We start from the raw sequence: 16,603 nt of genomic DNA on the forward strand, positions 1-16,603 counted from the left end.
AATAGCAATTATTATGAAAAAATATATTAGCAGTCTTTTAGTTTTAGTTTCTGGGTTTGCACTATCTCAGTCTATTCTAAATGCTTCTTCTCCGGAAGAGTTCAGACAGATGAGAGCTGAAAATATGAGAAAAGTGGGAGATACTGTTATAAGCAATAAAGTAAAGCCACTAGAATACGGATTTGTAGATGATAAAGACATCTTAAAAGGTATGTATGTTTGGGAAATCATTGATTTGAATGATAAAATTAATCAGCCATTCTATTATGATAATCCTAACAGCCTTTTGTCTAAAAATACAAGATCTCTATATCAAATACTATTAGATGCTGCATTGAGCGGTCAAATAGAAGAAGTATATGATGATGAGGATTTCACTACAAAACTTTCTCCTGAAGGAATCAAAAAAAGACTTGAAAAAGTAGTCTTAAATGATGCTGCAATTGATATTTTACAGTCTGGAAGACAATTAACTGAACAAGAAAAAAAGGAATATACGGATTATTTTCAAACAACGACTGATAAAGTTAAAATGTTGAAAATCATGGGTATGTGGTTCATTGACAAGAGAGATGGTCAAATGAAATACAGACCTCTTGGTATTGCTGCAATGGGACCTGACCCTGCTGTTCAAGGTGTATATGATGCTGAAGGAAAAGCAATTGCTGGTAAAGACGAATTGATCGATCTATTCTGGGTATACTATCCAAAAGCAAGAGATATTTTAGCAAATAATTATGTTTTCAACAGAAAAAATTCAGCTGCTGATTTGTCTTTCGATGATATCATCAATGCAAGAAGATTTTCTTCTGTAATTTATAAATCATCAAGCGGTTTAGGAGACGGAAATATTAAGGATTATGTTCCTAGAAATGCTGAAGAACAAATTGAAGAAAGTGATAGAATTAAAGGACAGATTCTTGAAATGGAAAACGAATTGTGGAATTATTAATATTTCATTTGATTCATATAAAAAACCTGAGTATTTTTACTCAGGTTTTTTTGTTCTGATATCACATCCTTATTGATAAAAAGGAAATTGGTGATGCAGTCTATAAGAATCTTTAAGAAGACTGAATATGAAAAAAGTTGATTATATAATTGTAGGGGACGGATATGCAGGTGTTTTTTTAGTACATCAATTGATTAAAAACAATAAATCTTTTGTGATGTTCTCTGAAGGAAGAAAAAGTGCTTCACAGGTTTCTGCAGGAATTGTTAATCCTGTGGTTTTAAAGAAATTTACTACTTTTTGGAAAGCTCAGGAGCAAATAGATTTTCTGCATAATTCTTTAAAAGAGATTAAAGCTTATACAGGAGAGAATTATTTAATAGATGCACCTATCCACAGAATTTTTCATGACGAGAATGAGCAGAAACTTTGGCTGAAAAAATCTGAAAATGCAGATCTCAATAGTTTTTTAGATAAAAATTTTGAGCACATAGAAGTGGTAAAAAACGACTTTAGTACAGGAAAGGTAAATCAATCTGCAAGACTTAATGTTAATGGATTTTTCAAGGGTGTATTTGATTTTCTTGAAAAAAAGTCACAATTGATCAAAGAAAAATTTGATTATTCAAAAGTTAACAGTGAAGAATCTATTTATAAAGAGTTTAACTTTAAAAAGATTATTTTTTGTGAAGGAATGGGAGTGAAGGAGAATCCTTTTTTCTCAGATATTCCCGTAAATGCAAATAAAGGGCATCATATAAGGGTGAAGCTGTCAAAATCCTTAGTCCAGAATATTACAATTAAAAAGAAACATTTTTTATTCCCATTAGAGAATGATTTATATTTTTATGGTGGTACCTATGACCGGGAGCAGCTTCATAGTCATATAGATGATTCTGCGATACAGCAACTAACAAATGGTTTAGCTGAGTTTTATCCCCATGATTTTGAAATAAAAGAAGTCAATTTCGGATTTCGGCCTACCGTAAAAGATAGGAGGCCTATTATTGGAGTTCATTCTAAGTATTCAAATCTGCTTGTGTTTAACGGATTAGGGGCAAGAGGAATATTAAATGGTTGTTATTTTTCTAAAGTCTTATATGATTTTTTAGAAAACAATTCTCCATTGCCTTCTGAAGTAAACATGGACAGATTCATAAATTAAAATAAAAAATATCGAGGCACTAATGTCTCGATATTTTACTATATATAAATTGTGTTTAATTGCTGAGAACAAACTTGGCTAAAGGAGCCATTCTTGCCTTATTTAGAGTAAGAGTATTACCATTTACAGAATAGTTGTCTGCAGCTAACAGAGCTTTAGAAAATAATTGTTCAGTTTCCAGATCTTCACAAGCCATCATTGTAGACATTCCCTGGTTGAATTTTATACGCATAATATCCTGTTTTATTTCAAAGGTTCCTCCTATCCCGTTGCATCCGGCATTTCCTTCATATCTCATATTGCTTGTGTTGAGTTTGAAATAAGGATTATTCTTAGGATTTTTAAGCTGGATGGGTTTTCCGTTAAGTTCAGTAAGCTTCCATGTTTTTCCGGTAATATCACTTTTAGACGACTGTTTCGCCGTATTACAGGAAAAAAGAAATATTGATAAGAAAAAAATAATAATGTAGTTGTACAGATTTTTCATAGTAATAGAGTTTTAAATTGAATGGTGTTAGTAAGAAGCCATTTTTGTCTGGCCATTTTCTTTATTCTTCTTATAATGAAACAAAACCATATCTGCATCCTTTTTTAGAAATGTTATATTTCCATGAATATCGGAATATTGATATTCACCGTTGGCTGCAGTATATTCCGGCAGCTCATCGACTTTTTTTACCTCATATGTTTTGCCGTCAAGAAATACCTTGGCTGTACTTTGAGTATGATTGATCATCACTTCCATCTGATCTCCAAAATCATCTACGAAAGTGGCTCGTGTAATACTGTCTTTAGCTGTTTCGGTGGAAGGTTTTATAGCTACGACTTCATTTTCTTTTGTAGAATGCTTACATGAAATGGCGGTGAGGATAAAAATGAAGAATAGTGAAAATAGAATCTTTTTTTTCATAATAATTTGTTTTTGCGTGTTTCATTGGTGTGATTTGTTTGGCAAAGTTATTGTTTTTCTGGGTAAAAATTGTTAATTTATTATAAATTATAGAGTTGTTTTTAAAATTAGAGGAATTTACATTTTTTAAATATCTCATAGTTTCTCTATTTTTTTGTTATTTCTTAGATGGTTGAAGCTTTTTTATATAATTTAAAATTTAAAATACTGAAAATCAAAATGAAAAAAATAATTTTATAGATAGAGTTTTAAAGGGTTGGATTACCTCAATTGCTATTCAGCATATTTAAAGGAAAGTTAAATATTGTTAATATATGCCATTTATCATGAAATTGTTTCAAGATGTATAGGAACTAAGACTTACATTTGTGCCTTCAAATTATGAGAACGTATATAGTATACTTTTTGACCAGTCTTTTTCTGCTATTTGTTGTAGAAAGCAAGATTAATGTCAAAACTTTAAAAAACGACTATACCCATTCTTCTCATCATTTACCTAAAAAAGCAAACCGACTTAACCAGACTTACGAAAAACTTTCGATCCAGCAGACTCCAGATGATCTAAGCAATGCTTATTCATTAGAACTTACGGAAGATGATTTTCAACTATCAGATACTTTTCAGGCGATGGTTGTTTTTGCCAGTGTATTTACGTTGGTATATATTTTTGGTTTAAAAAGTTTCAAAAAGCTTAAGCCTACTATTCAAGGCTTTTTATCAGACTTTTCCTCAGTGAAAAGATTCATTCTGATCCGTTCTATCAGAATTTAAAACTCTTTAGGTTGCTGTTGATTCTTTCAGCAGGAATGTTATGCGTTGTATTTGTTGGTAATCATTACACCGTATATTCTCTTATTACCATTTTCATATTAAAACATTAACGATTTACATAAACTCTAGAAATTATGATTAAAAGAGTTGTCGCAAGCATTGCGCTAAGCAGTCTTTTATTGTTCACAGGTTGTAACAAGAAAAAAGAAGAGAAAGAAGAAGCTACAATTTATCCCGTAACCTTTCCGGTAGTAATGGATACGGTGATTGACAAAGAGTACGTAGCGCAGATCAGATCTGTAAAGAACATTGAAGTTCGTGCACAGGAGAAAGGTTTCCTTGAGAAAATCTTTGTGGACGAAGGTCAGTTTGTTCATCAGGGACAGACATTGTTCAGAATTATGCCCAAATTGTATCAGGCGGAATTACTGAAAGCTCAGGCAGAAGTTGCCCAAGCCACGATTGAACTGAAAAATGCAAGTACATTGGCCAGCAACAACATCGTTTCCAAAAACGAAAGAGCAATGGCCAAAGCTAAGTTGGATGCAGCAAATGCAGAAGCAAAATTAGCACAGATCCACTTGTCATTTACAGACATTAAAGCTCCGTTTTCAGGGATTATCAACAGATTGCCTTTGAGATTGGGAAGTTTGGTGGATGAAGGAGATTTGTTGACGTCTCTTTCCGATAATACAAATATGTACACTTATTTCAATGTATCGGAGCCGGAATATCTTAACTATCAAAGAAATGTATCCTCAAGAGGAAGTAATCAGGTAGGTCTATTAATGGCAAACGGAGATTTGTTTCCTCAAAAAGGTGAAGTTGAGACGATTACGGGAGAATTTGATAATGAAACAGGAAACATTGCCTTCAGAGCAAAATTCCCGAATCCTGACAAATTATTAAGAAATGGGGAAACAGGAAAAGTAAGAATGACTTTGCCATTGAAAAACGCTTTAATTATTCCACAAAAAGCAACTTACGAAATTCAGGACCAGAAATATGTTTTCGTAGTGGATAAAAACGGAGTGGCAAAATCCAGAAATATAAAGATAGCTTATGAACTTCCGGATGTATATGTTGTAGCCTCAGGTCTTGCAACAGGAGATAAAATCTTATTGGAAGGAGTTCAGAAAGTGAAAGATGATCAGAAAGTTCAGGTTAAAGCTCAGGATCCGAAAAAAGTTCTTCAATCATTAAAATTAAAAGCAGAGTAGAATACGATAATTGATAAGCGATAATTGATCGTATAAAACGGTTCAAACTCATCATTTATCATTCATCAATAATAATTTATATTATTTTATGTTTAAGAAATTCATTCGCAGACCTGTTCTGTCTATCGTAATCTCTTTGATTATCGTATTTATGGGAGTTTTGTCCCTGACTAAATTGCCGATTACACAGTTCCCGTCGATTTCACCGCCAAAAGTAAACATCACCGCAGAATATCCGGGGGCCAACAACGAATTGTTGATCAAGTCCGTAGTTATTCCGTTGGAAAGAGGTTTAAATGGTGTACCGGGAATGAAATATATGACTTCCGATGCCGGAAACGACGGGGAAGCTTCTATTCAGGTGGTTTTCGATTTGGGAACCGATCCGAACGTGGCAGCTGTAAACGTGCAAAACCGTGTATCTTCGGTTGTAAATAAATTGCCGCCGTTGGTAGTTCGTGAAGGGGTAAAGATTACCCGTGAAGAACCCAATATGTTGATGTACATTAACTTGTATAGTGATGATCCTAAAGCTGACCAAAAATTCCTTTTCAACTATGCGGATATCAACGTGATGTCTGAATTGAGAAGAGTTGGTGGTGTCGGTTTCGCAGATATCTTGGGAACAAGAGAATATGCAATGCGTATCTGGCTAAAACCTGACAGATTAACAGCTTACAGTATTTCGGCAGATGAAGTAATGGAAGCTTTGAATCAGCAGAGTTTGGAAGCATCTCCTGGTAAAACGGGGGAAAGTTCCGGAAAGCGTTCGCAGTCATTTGAATATATTTTAAAATATCCGGGTCGTTTCAATAATGAAAAGGACTACGGAAATATAATCCTTAAAGCAAAACCAGGGGGAGAATTTATCAGATTAAAAGATGTTGCAGATATTGAATTCGGTTCTTCGATGTATGATATTTATTCTACATTGAATGGTAAGCCTTCTGCAGCGATCACGGTAAAACAATCCTACGGTTCCAATGCAAGTGACGTTATCAAAAACGTAAAATCTTTGATGGCTGAATTGCAGAAAACAACCTTCCCAAAAGGAATGCACTACGACATCAGCTATGACGTATCGAGATTCCTGGATGCTTCAATCGAAAAAGTAGTTCACACACTATTTGAGGCTTTCGTTCTGGTAGCCATTGTGGTATTCTTGTTCTTGGGCGACTGGCGCTCAACATTGATTCCGGCCTTAGCGGTTCCTGTTTCATTGGTAGGGACATTTGCTATCATGTCTGCTTTTGGAATTACATTAAATATGATCTCGCTCTTTGCTCTCGTAATGGCGATTGGGGTTGTAGTGGATGATGCGATTGTGGTAATTGAAGCCGTTCACGCCAAGATGGAGGAGAAACATTTATCTCCATTAAAAGCAACAGAAGAAGCTATGCATGAGATCAGCGGAGCGATTATTGCGATCACTTTGGTAATGGCGTCCGTATTCATTCCGATTGCGTTTATGTCAGGTCCGGTTGGGGTTTTCTATCGTCAGTTTTCCATTACAATGGCTTCTGCGATTATCCTTTCAGGGGTTGTGGCTTTAACGCTGACTCCGGCTTTATGTGCTTTAATCTTAAAAAATAACCACGGAAAAGCTAAGAGAAGAACACCTATTACTATTTTCTTAGATAAATTCAACGGATTATTTACAAAAGGAGCGAATAAATATGAAGGAATGTTGAATAAAACGGTAAAGAAAAAAACGATCACTTTACCTTTATTATTAGCGTTCTGTGCTGCTACATTCTTCCTGAGTAACTCACTTCCATCAGGATTTATTCCTGCGGAAGATCAAGGGATGATCTATGCGATTATTCAGACACCACCGGGTTCTACATTAGAAAGAACAAACCAGATTGCAAGAGAATTATTGAGAGAATCTGAAGATATTGATGGAGTACAGTCTGTTTCTTCATTGGCAGGTTATGAAATCCTTACAGAAGGTACAGGTTCCAACTCCGGTACTTGTTTGATTAACCTTAAAAGTTGGGAAGACCGTAAAGAATCCGCTGCGGAAATCATAGAAAAACTGGAGGAGAAAGCTAAAAATATTCCGGGTGCTAATATAGAATTTTTCCAGCCGCCGTCAATTCCGGGTTATGGAGCAGCAGGTGGTTTTGAGCTTCGCTTGCTCGATAAAGCAGGAAGTGGAGATTATCACAAAATGGAACAGGTGAGTAACGACTTTGTGAAGGAACTGAAAAAACGACCTGAGCTTGGTTCTGCATTTACATTCTATTCTGCGAGTTTCCCTCAGTATATGTTGAAAGTAGATAATGAACTTGCCGAGCAAAAAGGAGTAACGATCGAAAACGCAATGGACAATTTATCAACGTTAATTGGTTCCAACTATGAAACGAGTTTCATCCGTTTCGACAGACCATATAAAGTAATTGTTCAGGCTGGACCTCAGTATCGTGCATTGCCGACGGATCTATTGAAATTATATGTTAAAAATAATAAGGATCAGATGGTTCCATACTCAGACTTTATGCATTTGGAAAAGGTTTACGGTTTATCAGAGATCACAAGACATAATATGTATAACTCATCTGAGGTAAGTGGAACTCCTGCACCGGGATATAGTTCCGGACAAGCGATTCAGGCGATCAAAGAGGTGGCGGACAAAACGCTTCCGAGAGGTTTCGGTATCGACTGGGCGGGTATTTCCAAAGATGAGGTAAGTCGTGGAAATGAAGCGATATTTATCTTTTTAGTGTGTTTAGGATTCGTTTATTTAATTCTTTCTGCACAGTATGAAAGTTTCATTCTTCCGTTGCCGGTAATTTTATCTTTGCCGACGGGTATTTTCGGAGCTTTCTTATGTTTGAAATTATTAGGATTAGAAAACAACATTTATGCTCAGGTAGCAATGGTGATGTTGATTGGTCTTTTGGGTAAAAATGCTGTATTGATCGTAGAATTTGCAGTTCAGAAAAAGGCGGAAGAAGGAATTCCGGTAGCGCAGGCTGCGATTGAAGGTGCGGCGATCCGTTTCCGTCCGATTTTGATGACATCTTTTGCATTTATTGCAGGTTTGATTCCATTGGTAATGGCAACAGGACCGGGTGCAATAGGTAACCGAACAATTGGTACAGCAGCAGCAGGAGGAATGTTGATCGGAACTATTTTCGGATTGATGATTATCCCTGGATTGTATTATATCTTCGGAACAATCGCCGATAAATCGAGATTGGCCAGATATGAAGAAGAAAATCCTTTAACAGAACAAACAGAACCTTACGAACACGATGGAAAATTTGAAGACTAAAAGCATACTATCAGCCATTGCCTTATCCCTTGTTTTAGCAAGTTGTAAGGCGCCTATGGCAACCGTTATAAAAGATGAGGTAAAAGAAAATATTCCTCAAAACTTTAACCAGGAAGAGCAGTCAGATGCTAATAACAATAGCGGAACAACGCCCTGGAGACAATTTTTTACTGATCCTAACTTAGTTGCATTAATTGAAACTGCATTAAAGAACAATCAGGAACTCATGATCACTTTGCAGGAAATAGAAATTGCAAAAAGTGGTGTTTTAGCTAAAAAAGGGAGATTAGCCCCTACCGTTTCTGCAGGAATCGGAGCGGGTATAAAAAAAGCAGGACGCTATACAAGTGAAGGAGCTGGTGACGCAACGACTGAAATCAAACCCGGAAAAGAAATGCCGGATCCGCTTGCGAATTTTGAAGGTGGTTTGATGGCCAACTGGGAAATCGATATCTGGAAAAAACTAAGAACAGAGAAAGAATCTGCTGTGGCACATTATCTTTCGACGGTAGAAGGAAAGAATTTTGTTCTTTCCAACTTGATTGAAGAAGTTGCCAACAGTTATTATGAGTTGCTTGCTTTGGATAATCAGCTGGATATTATTCAGCAGTATATCAAGCTTCAGCAAAAAGCTCTGGAAATTTCAAAAATTCAGAAAGAAGCTGCGGCTGCAACTGAATTGGCGGTGAAAAAATTCGAAGCTGAGCTGGCCAAATCTAAAGCGACAGAATATACAATCCGTCAGGAAATTACCGAAAAGGAGAATGAAATCAATGCGCTTTGCGGTCGTTTTCCACAACCGATTGTAAGAACAAAGGAAGATTTTATGACTACGATTCCACAAACGGTGTATACGGGAATTCCGTCGCAATTGTTGGCTAACCGTCCTGATATCAAACAAGCGGAATTGGAATTGAAATCATCAAAATTAGATGTCGAAGCAGCAAGAAAAGAGTTTTATCCTTCGTTGGAAATCTCGGCAACATTGGGACTAGAAGCGTTTAAGCCTTCTTATTTAGTGAAAATGCCGGAATCAATCGCTTACAATTTAGCAGGTGAACTAGCTGGACCACTTATTAATAAAAGTGCAATTAAAGCGAATTTCCAGACGGCAGATGCTAAACAGATTCAGGCTTTGTATGAATATGATAAAGCGATTTTGAATGCCTATTTAGATGTTGCCAATTTAATGTCTAAAGTGAAAAATATTGATCAGTATTATAAACTGAAGTCTGAAGAAACACAGACTTTGGAGAAATCAATAGATATTGCTAATCAGTTGTTTAGAAATTCAAGAGCAGATTATCTGGAAGTTCTTCTGAACCAGAGAGATGCCTTGGATGCAAAAATGGAACTGGTTGAAGCAAAACAGAAACAGCTGAGTACAGTTGTAGATATTTACAAGAGCTTAGGCGGAGGCTGGAAGTGATTTGTAAATCCTTAATGTTTTATTTTGGGAGACCGCCGTATTGGCGGTCTCTTTTGCTGTATTAAAGAAAAATGAGAATGCAATTTTAAAACGAATATGAGTTGTTGGGTGTTAATTTGGCTCTCTATATATCAATTATGAAAAGGGTTTTCGTATATTTATTTGCCAAACCGATTATCATGAAAAAAATACTATTACTTCTCTTAGCCGTAATTGTACTCTTAGTTATTTTCCTAATAATTAGAACCCTCACTTATCCATTTAAAAAAAATGAAGCTTCCGTTGAAAAAGCTTGGAGCCCTGTGCGTAATGATTCTGCAGTTCAGCATTTGTCGGGAGGAATACGGATACCTACAGTTTCTACAGGGGAATTAGGAGATTTTGATTATACTCCGTTTGAAAAATTTAAGAGCTACTTAAAAGAATCTTATCCTTTGGTATATCAAAATACCGAAAACTATGAAATTAATACATATGCATTAGTATTTAAAATAAAAGGAAAAAACAGTTCTTTAGCTCCGATACTATTTTTATCACATATTGATGTTGTTCCTCCGGGAGATGCGGATGTGATCAATAAGAATGAAAATATCAATCAGCTTAATGATCAACCAACTCCAAGTGTATCCAAAGTAGCAAAAGACTGGGAGTATGGTCCGTTTTCAGGAGCAATCGCCAATGGTAAAATTTATGGTAGAGGAACTATAGATATGAAAGGGATGCTTTTCTCTTTAATGGAATCTGCAAATAATATCATTAAAAATAAAATAATACCTGAACGAGATATTTATCTTGCTTTTGGTTTCGATGAAGAAGTAGGTGGAAAAAAGGGGGCAACACAAATTGCAGAACATTTTAAAAAGCTAGGTTTAAAATTTGATGCGGTTTACGATGAAGGAGGTCTCATTTTAGAAAAAGGAAATGTGGCAGGAATCAACAATGATGTTGCTGTTGTAGGCTGTGCGGAAAAAGGTTTTCTTTCTGCTAAAATAAAAGTAAAAGGATTGGGAGGACATTCTTCTATGCCTCCAATAGAAAGTGCAATTGGTAAAGCTGCGATCATTATGCAGCGACTTGAGAAAGATCAGATGAAGCCTATGATTACGCCTTTAATGCAGGAATTTTTTAATAATGTAGGAGGAGGGATGTCTTTTGTAAACAGAATGGCCATTGCAAATGCTTGGCTTCTTAAACCCGTATTGCTTTCACAGCTTACAAAAAATAACACAACGAATGCTTTATTAAGAACTACTACCGCACTTACGATGATGAAGGGAAGTGACGGAACAAATGTTCTTTCTCCGGAAGTGGAATTTGTTGTTAATTTTAGATTGCTTCCGGGGAATTCCGTTAAAGAGGTCAAAGATCATATTGCCAAAGCTACCGAAGGTTTTGATGTGGAAGTGGAAGAAATTGATAATACCCGTGAAGCTTCTGCGGTTTCTTCTACAAATACCCGTGCTTATAAAATGATTCAGGAGAGTGTGAAACAAATTTATCCTGATGCTGTCGTTACCCCTTATCTTACAGTAGGAGGTACAGATGCTTACAAATATCAGATTGTTAGCAACCATATTTATCGGTTTATGCCAATTAAAATTAATGGTTTTGAACAGCAAAGCATTCACAGTACGAATGAATACATCACTATTGAAAACTATCTTAGGATGATTCATTACTTTGAATTCATTATGAAAAATTACGATAAGTAAGAATTTTAAATTTTTTTGACGGGTATTTTAATGCGTCAAGTTTTGTCGCTTCAGCAGAATAGTTTTGTGATATCAAAATGACAAAGCTATGGAACTACCGTTTTATCTTACCTATAAAGAATTTGAAACTCATTATTACAATAATCTTGAAAAATGGTTTGAGGCCTATCATAACACCTGTGAAGTTGATTATTTAAAACAGCTGGTCAATGTATATAGTCCTTATCTGTATTACAATTTTGCTAAAGATAAACTTCAGGCAGATGCTTCTATTCAGATTAAAGACTGTTTTTTTCCTTACCATGAAAAAATAGGAATTTCATTTTGTACCAATTGTGAGCATAGTAATAAACATGTTTCAAAAGGAATGAACCACTTGTTTGAGTGGAAAACCATAACAATGATGGAATATGCACAGCATATTCTGGATAAAATAAACCAACATATTGCCAAGAATAATAGTAAGAGTAGTATCCTTGATTTTATTAATGACTACGAAGTGATTACTTTCAGAGACGGGGCGGGATTATGTGTTAATTATAACCAGCATCAGTCCACCATTCAATTCCTTAAAGTTTATCTTCCGGTTTCCGGAAAAACTGTTGATATTGCGGTATATAGAGACTTTATTTTTTCGGTAGTCCAGATTGCGGAATTTATAGACGGAAAATTAAAAGAAGTTCAGGCTTTTGAGCATATGATGTATTCAAAATTAAAATCCGAAGCCAAATTTAAAGTACAGATGAATAATCAGTTTTTAACCATCTGTAATTAATTTTTAAACCTAAACATTCATATAACTAATAACTAAATTGTAGTTTGAAAATTAGTTGGTTCTGTTTTCAAACGAAAATCCCAGTCTTTTGGCTGGGATTTTTAAGGTTTTTAATGACGATTTCCGATATATGACAGAAGAAGATGCATTAATAAAATCAGCATTTATGTATCCGGTAAATCATTAAACGACATCACCAAAGGATGTCGTTTATTATTTTGTTATCTGCGAATTGTTACCCCTCCGTCCACTGACAGGTATGAGCCTGAAATATAAGAAGCTTCGTCAGATGCTAAGAAAACAATAGCATTTGCTATTTCTTCTGCCTCTCCGATTCTTTTGAGCGGAACTGCTGCAGCAATAGCCGTTTTAATATGTTCCGGTGTTTGCTGATTCATGGGTGTATCGGTTAATCCGGGAGCTACAGTATTTACCCGGATTTTTCTGTCTGCCAATTCTGTTGCTGCCGTGCGTGCAATTGCATCAACTGCACTTTTTGTTGCGGCATAAGCTCCCATTTGTGCATATCCGCTCACAGAAACTCCGGACGAAATAAGAATAACAGACGCTCCTTCTGCTAAATGCGGAATTAGTTTTTGCAACGTAAAGAATAATCCTTTCACATTGATATTAAACAAATCATCAAACACTTCCTCGGTTGTTTCTTCGATTGAATATTGCTTTGCAATTCCTGCGTTTAATATAAGTACATCAACTTTGTTTCCACTTTCTGCAACTCCTTTTTCCAATGTTGCAATGTCTGTCATTTTAGAAATATCAGACGCCAAGGTTTTTAATTTAGGGCTGTTGATTTTCAGTGATGCAGTATTCAGACTATCGGCATTTCTTCCTGTTATCAAAACATTTGCTCCTTTTCCAATAAATATTTCTGCGGTTGCTAATCCAATTCCTGCACTTCCGCCTGTAATCACTACATTTTTATTTGTGAAATTCATTTTTAAAATTTTAAATGATTGAAAATTAATTTTTAATCTGAGACTTTTTGAATCTCTTTGTTGTTGAAATCGATTTCTTTTAACGATGCAAATTTAAAATGAATAAATTTATTTTAGTAACTTTGTAACTAAAAGTAACAGTAACTTTTGAGTAACAAAGTAACTTATGAAGGGAATTAACTGCTCGGATAACGACACAAACAGAAAACAAATTATGGCTGTTCACGATGCAATGGATGTATTGAACGGCAAATGGAAAATCTCTATAATTTCATCGGTTTGTTATTATAACAAACGGCGTTTTTCTGATATTTTGAACGATGTGAAAGGTATTTCCAATAAAATGCTTAGTAAAGAGCTGAAAGAACTGGAAATGAACCAGCTCGTAAAACGGATAGTGAACGACACACAACCTGTAACGGTGCAATATCAGTTGACGGAATATGGAATGACGTTAAAAAAAATCATTGATACTTTGGCTGACTGGGGAACCGAACATCGAAAAGTGATTGTTGGGAAGTAAAAGACATAGCTTTTTAGAGTTTAAGTTTATTCCCTTAGGAAAATAAACAAACAGTTTACGGTCAATGATAAGATTTCAACTATTCATTCTAAGATGACCTAGAATTAAATCAAAAGGAAGTATAAAAGCCTTTAATGAACTTTTTGTCATTTGAAATAAATTTTCTTATCGTTGTTTTGGTTATTTGTGATTTCCTACAGAAACAAAAAACCTGTAATCATGATGAATACAGGTTTTTACTTTTGACCATTTTGAAGCGATAAGCTTTCGGTCTTGCAGAGAGGAAGGGATTCGAACCCTCGATACAGTTACCCGTATACTACCTTTCCAGGGTAGCTCCTTCAACCACTGGTGTTACCTTTAAATAAATGTATGCCTAAAACTGCTCCTATTTTATAGCATTACAATAATCCTTCATCAGCAAAACTCATGTAGTTTTCTTTTGTAATTATGATGCTATCAAACAAAGTAATATCCATAAGCTTACAGCTCTCTTTTAATTTCTTTACAATGTTCAAATCTGCTGAACTTGGTTTTAAATTTCCACTCGGATGATTATGGACTAATATAATACCTGGAGCCAAACATTTTAATGCTACTGATAATACAAGTCTGATATCTACTAAACTACTCGTAATTCCACCTGTGGATAAATTGTAGATTCCTAAAAAATAGCTTGAATTATTAAGTAAAATCACTTTTACTTCTTCCTGCATTTGTATTGTTTCTTCATTCCAAAAGTTTCTTATAATTTGAACAGCATCAAAGCTTGTAGTAATCTTTGAACTCACAATTTTGTTAGGTTTATAAGAAACCTGGATTTCAGAAACTGATATAGTGTTATTCATTTTTCTTTAGTTTAAATTGTTTTGTAATAGTTTATTCTGATACATCAAAACAGTGAATTTCTTATCTTTCCTTAAAATCAGCATCATACATTCAGGTAATTCGATATCCTGTATCTCTTCTAATTTCTGTTTAAAAAAATCTGCAATGTTACCTGGAAAGAGGAATTCTACTCTCATCAATATATCTGCATTAAAATATAACAGAATATGCTTTGTTCTTCGCTCTAAAATCTTATTGACCTCGCCGAAATATTCATAAGGTTCTAATGCCAAATCATTCTCAATAAATTCATAAGGTGGAATTGAAATAAGGTCAAATTCATAATCCGCATACTCACTGTCAAGTTTAAAAATTAAGTAATCATAAATATCGTTTTTCATTAATGTAAGGGTATAAAAAAACCACCTCGTAGGTGGCTGTTAATCAATTTTAGGAATTGGAACAACAGGTATAGCTACCTTCTGCATTTCCTCTTCTATTTCTTTTAGTTTTTCTGGATAAACTTTTCTCTCATAAAAAAGCATTTTAAATGCTTCATCAAAATCAATAAGGTTCTCATAATATTTTCTGTCAATACAAACTCCGAATTCTCCTATTGGCGAGTTTCCAAAATGTGGATGAATTACCTCATCTTCATCAACTGAATAATCCAAATGATCATAATAGAAAATTGCCAGATTGTTATAACCAATATCAAAATACTTTATCAACCATTCTTTTAATTGTGAGTCATTGTTGTAGGTTTTGTATTCTTCAACTGCAACTTTACAAACTGCATCTAATTCCTGAACTTTAACACCGTATTCAACCTCTTCGTAAAAGCTCGTAAAATACCTATATCTCTTAGTACAATAATCTGCTTCTTGTAAGCAGTCATAAGGCAATCCTTCTTGTTTCCATTTGTGACATTGCTTACAAAGATTCTCAGAATAATTTTTGATTCCCCTATATAAATCGTTGTATTCATACAACCAATAAGCAATCTTTTGTAATGTAAAAGGATTGTCATTGAGTTCTTTTAGACAATAAAGTGATCTATTTATTTTTTCTTCCAATTCCTTTTCCAATTTTTAAAATTCTATCTTTTATACTGTTAATAACATCTTTTTTGTTATCTGCTATTAGGAAAACTAATATAACCAAACAAATCCCTAAGAAGATGAGTCCAATAACTATATAAATTATGAAGTGTAGAAAATCCCCAAACAAATCCCCAATATTTTTAGTAGTTTTATCTATACCAAAAATGACTGACATTAAAAGTAATACTAAGATTGGAGTTAAAAAGAGTGACATTAAAACTGTCTTTTTTTCTTCCCGATATGAAAACCCAGACTTTGTAAGAAAGTATATCACAGGAGCACCAATGACAATTAAGCTTATGTAGTAAAAAGTATCGTTGAAATCAAGATTCATTATTATACTTTTAATTATTACTTCTCTAAACTTTTAATCAGTTCTTTGAGATTATTATCTCCTCTTCTGTATTGATAGGCTTTTTTATACCATTTAAGAGCTTGTTCCAAATTATCGCTATCCCTATATGCTTGAGCAAGTAATAACATAAATTCTGAATCTTTTGGAGAAACTTTTAATCCTGCATAACATATATTAGCAACAGCTTGATAATTTCCATCCTCCAAGTGAGTTATTGCAACACCTTTTGATTCTTTCAAAAGCATTGCTAATTGAATTACATTGTTAACATTCTGATAAGGATTGTACATTTTGTCTTCTACAAATTCACCAGAAGAGGTTTTGTATTTAGCAGTTTCAGCTTCTTTTGATTTATTCAAACCTTCTGCAAAACCTCTGTTATAACCATCATAATAGCTTGTACTTTTTTCATTTGCATTTGGAATTGGAGCAATTGGAGGAATGGGTTTTTGACAATTTAATCCTTTATCATAACAATACCCACCTTTATATCCATCATTAAAACCTGAATTAAAAGCTGTTTGTGCTAACGAAAAAACTGGAAATAGTAATAAGGGTAATATTTTCTTCATTTTATAAATTTTAAAGTTCTTCAAATATAACAAATGTATCATTTATGATAAC

The 16,603-nt window shown here is 34.4% G+C and carries 17 protein-coding genes; 9 read left to right on the forward strand and 8 right to left on the reverse strand.

The window, feature by feature from the left end:
- Positions 1 to 13: 13 nt before the first annotated feature.
- On the forward strand, positions 14 to 952 hold the full coding sequence (gene gldN / locus P0Y62_17515) for a gliding motility protein GldN (protein WEK69602.1): 939 nt from the start codon (positions 14 to 16) through the stop codon (positions 950 to 952).
- Between the two features lie 127 nt (positions 953 to 1,079).
- Positions 1,080 to 2,117 carry an FAD-dependent oxidoreductase gene (locus P0Y62_17520; GenBank protein WEK69603.1) on the forward strand — a complete coding sequence of 346 codons (1,038 nt, stop codon included), beginning with the start codon at positions 1,080 to 1,082 and terminating at the stop codon, positions 2,115 to 2,117.
- 55 nt (positions 2,118 to 2,172) lie between these two features.
- Here the strand turns inward: P0Y62_17520 and P0Y62_17525 are convergent, their stop codons facing one another.
- Both P0Y62_17525 and P0Y62_17530 read right to left on the reverse strand, forming a co-directional pair.
- Complete coding sequence (locus tag P0Y62_17525; GenBank protein ID WEK69604.1) at positions 2,173 to 2,604, reverse strand: META domain-containing protein; 432 nt, start codon at positions 2,602 to 2,604, stop codon at positions 2,173 to 2,175.
- Positions 2,605 to 2,631: 27 nt separating this feature from the next.
- Positions 2,632 to 3,027: a hypothetical protein gene (locus tag P0Y62_17530; protein WEK69605.1), complete on the reverse strand. Its 396-nt coding sequence runs from the start codon at positions 3,025 to 3,027 to the stop codon at positions 2,632 to 2,634.
- A 381-nt stretch (positions 3,028 to 3,408) separates the two neighbouring features.
- Here P0Y62_17530 and P0Y62_17535 point away from each other — a divergent pair, with 381 nt between their 5' ends.
- The 6 genes from P0Y62_17535 to P0Y62_17560 all read left to right on the forward strand — a co-directional run bounded on the left by P0Y62_17535 (position 3,409) and on the right by P0Y62_17560 (position 12,214).
- The gene (locus tag P0Y62_17535; protein ID WEK69606.1) at positions 3,409 to 3,798 is read left to right on the forward strand and encodes a hypothetical protein; all 390 of its coding nucleotides are present in this window, start codon (positions 3,409 to 3,411) and stop codon (positions 3,796 to 3,798) included.
- A gap of 134 nt (positions 3,799 to 3,932) precedes the next feature.
- Positions 3,933 to 5,018: an efflux RND transporter periplasmic adaptor subunit gene (locus P0Y62_17540; GenBank protein ID WEK69607.1), complete on the forward strand. Its 1,086-nt coding sequence runs from the start codon at positions 3,933 to 3,935 to the stop codon at positions 5,016 to 5,018.
- A gap of 88 nt (positions 5,019 to 5,106) precedes the next feature.
- Entirely contained in the window at positions 5,107 to 8,298 is a 3,192-nt protein-coding gene (locus P0Y62_17545; protein ID WEK69608.1) for an efflux RND transporter permease subunit, read from the forward strand.
- A complete protein-coding gene (locus P0Y62_17550; GenBank protein WEK69609.1) occupies positions 8,279 to 9,727 on the forward strand; it encodes an efflux transporter outer membrane subunit in 1,449 nt (482 codons plus the stop codon). The genes P0Y62_17545 and P0Y62_17550 overlap by 20 nt, the downstream gene beginning before the upstream one ends.
- A gap of 179 nt (positions 9,728 to 9,906) precedes the next feature.
- The gene (locus P0Y62_17555) at positions 9,907 to 11,439 is read left to right on the forward strand and encodes a M20/M25/M40 family metallo-hydrolase (GenBank protein ID WEK69610.1); all 1,533 of its coding nucleotides are present in this window, start codon (positions 9,907 to 9,909) and stop codon (positions 11,437 to 11,439) included.
- Between the two features lie 88 nt (positions 11,440 to 11,527).
- Positions 11,528 to 12,214: a hypothetical protein gene (locus P0Y62_17560; protein ID WEK69611.1), complete on the forward strand. Its 687-nt coding sequence runs from the start codon at positions 11,528 to 11,530 to the stop codon at positions 12,212 to 12,214.
- 221 nt (positions 12,215 to 12,435) lie between these two features.
- On the opposite strand, the gene P0Y62_17565 is transcribed toward P0Y62_17560, so the two are convergent.
- Positions 12,436 to 13,170, reverse strand: a complete 735-nt coding sequence (locus P0Y62_17565) for an SDR family oxidoreductase (protein WEK69612.1) — start codon at positions 13,168 to 13,170, stop codon at positions 12,436 to 12,438.
- Positions 13,171 to 13,336: 166 nt separating this feature from the next.
- Here P0Y62_17565 and P0Y62_17570 point away from each other — a divergent pair, with 166 nt between their 5' ends.
- The gene (locus tag P0Y62_17570) at positions 13,337 to 13,693 is read left to right on the forward strand and encodes a helix-turn-helix domain-containing protein (GenBank protein WEK69613.1); all 357 of its coding nucleotides are present in this window, start codon (positions 13,337 to 13,339) and stop codon (positions 13,691 to 13,693) included.
- Between the two features lie 401 nt (positions 13,694 to 14,094).
- On the opposite strand, the gene P0Y62_17575 is transcribed toward P0Y62_17570, so the two are convergent.
- From P0Y62_17575 to P0Y62_17595, 5 genes are read right to left on the reverse strand one after another with little or no spacing between them, the layout of a single operon-like run.
- A complete protein-coding gene (locus tag P0Y62_17575) occupies positions 14,095 to 14,541 on the reverse strand; it encodes a JAB domain-containing protein (protein WEK69614.1) in 447 nt (148 codons plus the stop codon).
- Positions 14,542 to 14,547: 6 nt separating this feature from the next.
- On the reverse strand, positions 14,548 to 14,922 hold the full coding sequence (locus P0Y62_17580) for a hypothetical protein (protein WEK69615.1): 375 nt from the start codon (positions 14,920 to 14,922) through the stop codon (positions 14,548 to 14,550).
- Between the two features lie 39 nt (positions 14,923 to 14,961).
- Positions 14,962 to 15,609 (reverse strand): hypothetical protein, encoded by a 648-nt coding sequence (locus tag P0Y62_17585; GenBank protein WEK69616.1) that lies wholly within the window; start codon positions 15,607 to 15,609, stop codon positions 14,962 to 14,964.
- On the reverse strand, positions 15,578 to 15,958 hold the full coding sequence (locus P0Y62_17590; GenBank protein WEK69617.1) for a hypothetical protein: 381 nt from the start codon (positions 15,956 to 15,958) through the stop codon (positions 15,578 to 15,580). The genes P0Y62_17585 and P0Y62_17590 overlap by 32 nt, the downstream gene beginning before the upstream one ends.
- A gap of 17 nt (positions 15,959 to 15,975) precedes the next feature.
- On the reverse strand, positions 15,976 to 16,551 hold the full coding sequence (locus P0Y62_17595) for a tetratricopeptide repeat protein (GenBank protein WEK69618.1): 576 nt from the start codon (positions 16,549 to 16,551) through the stop codon (positions 15,976 to 15,978).
- Positions 16,552 to 16,603 lie beyond the last annotated feature (52 nt).

Source organism: Candidatus Chryseobacterium colombiense, assembly GCA_029203185.1.
GTDB lineage: Bacteria > Bacteroidota > Bacteroidia > Flavobacteriales > Weeksellaceae > Chryseobacterium > Chryseobacterium colombiense.

Excerpts from the sequence above, each read along its gene's own strand:
- gldN (WEK69602.1), top strand. The coding sequence starts at position 14 with ATGAAAAAATATATTAGCAGTCTTTTAGTTTTAGTTTCTGGGTTTGCA.
- P0Y62_17520 (WEK69603.1), top strand. The coding sequence starts at position 1,080 with ATGAAAAAAGTTGATTATATAATTGTAGGGGACGGATATGCAGGTGTT.
- P0Y62_17525 (WEK69604.1), bottom strand. The coding sequence starts at position 2,604 with ATGAAAAATCTGTACAACTACATTATTATTTTTTTCTTATCAATATTT.
- P0Y62_17530 (WEK69605.1), bottom strand. The coding sequence starts at position 3,027 with ATGAAAAAAAAGATTCTATTTTCACTATTCTTCATTTTTATCCTCACC.
- P0Y62_17535 (WEK69606.1), top strand. The coding sequence starts at position 3,409 with ATGAGAACGTATATAGTATACTTTTTGACCAGTCTTTTTCTGCTATTT.
- P0Y62_17540 (WEK69607.1), top strand. The coding sequence starts at position 3,933 with ATGATTAAAAGAGTTGTCGCAAGCATTGCGCTAAGCAGTCTTTTATTG.
- P0Y62_17545 (WEK69608.1), top strand. The coding sequence starts at position 5,107 with ATGTTTAAGAAATTCATTCGCAGACCTGTTCTGTCTATCGTAATCTCT.
- P0Y62_17550 (WEK69609.1), top strand. The coding sequence starts at position 8,279 with ATGGAAAATTTGAAGACTAAAAGCATACTATCAGCCATTGCCTTATCC.
- P0Y62_17555 (WEK69610.1), top strand. The coding sequence starts at position 9,907 with ATGAAAAAAATACTATTACTTCTCTTAGCCGTAATTGTACTCTTAGTT.
- P0Y62_17560 (WEK69611.1), top strand. The coding sequence starts at position 11,528 with ATGGAACTACCGTTTTATCTTACCTATAAAGAATTTGAAACTCATTAT.
- P0Y62_17565 (WEK69612.1), bottom strand. The coding sequence starts at position 13,170 with ATGAATTTCACAAATAAAAATGTAGTGATTACAGGCGGAAGTGCAGGA.
- P0Y62_17570 (WEK69613.1), top strand. The coding sequence starts at position 13,337 with ATGAAGGGAATTAACTGCTCGGATAACGACACAAACAGAAAACAAATT.
- P0Y62_17575 (WEK69614.1), bottom strand. The coding sequence starts at position 14,541 with ATGAATAACACTATATCAGTTTCTGAAATCCAGGTTTCTTATAAACCT.
- P0Y62_17580 (WEK69615.1), bottom strand. The coding sequence starts at position 14,922 with ATGAAAAACGATATTTATGATTACTTAATTTTTAAACTTGACAGTGAG.
- P0Y62_17590 (WEK69617.1), bottom strand. The coding sequence starts at position 15,958 with ATGAATCTTGATTTCAACGATACTTTTTACTACATAAGCTTAATTGTC.
- P0Y62_17595 (WEK69618.1), bottom strand. The coding sequence starts at position 16,551 with ATGAAGAAAATATTACCCTTATTACTATTTCCAGTTTTTTCGTTAGCA.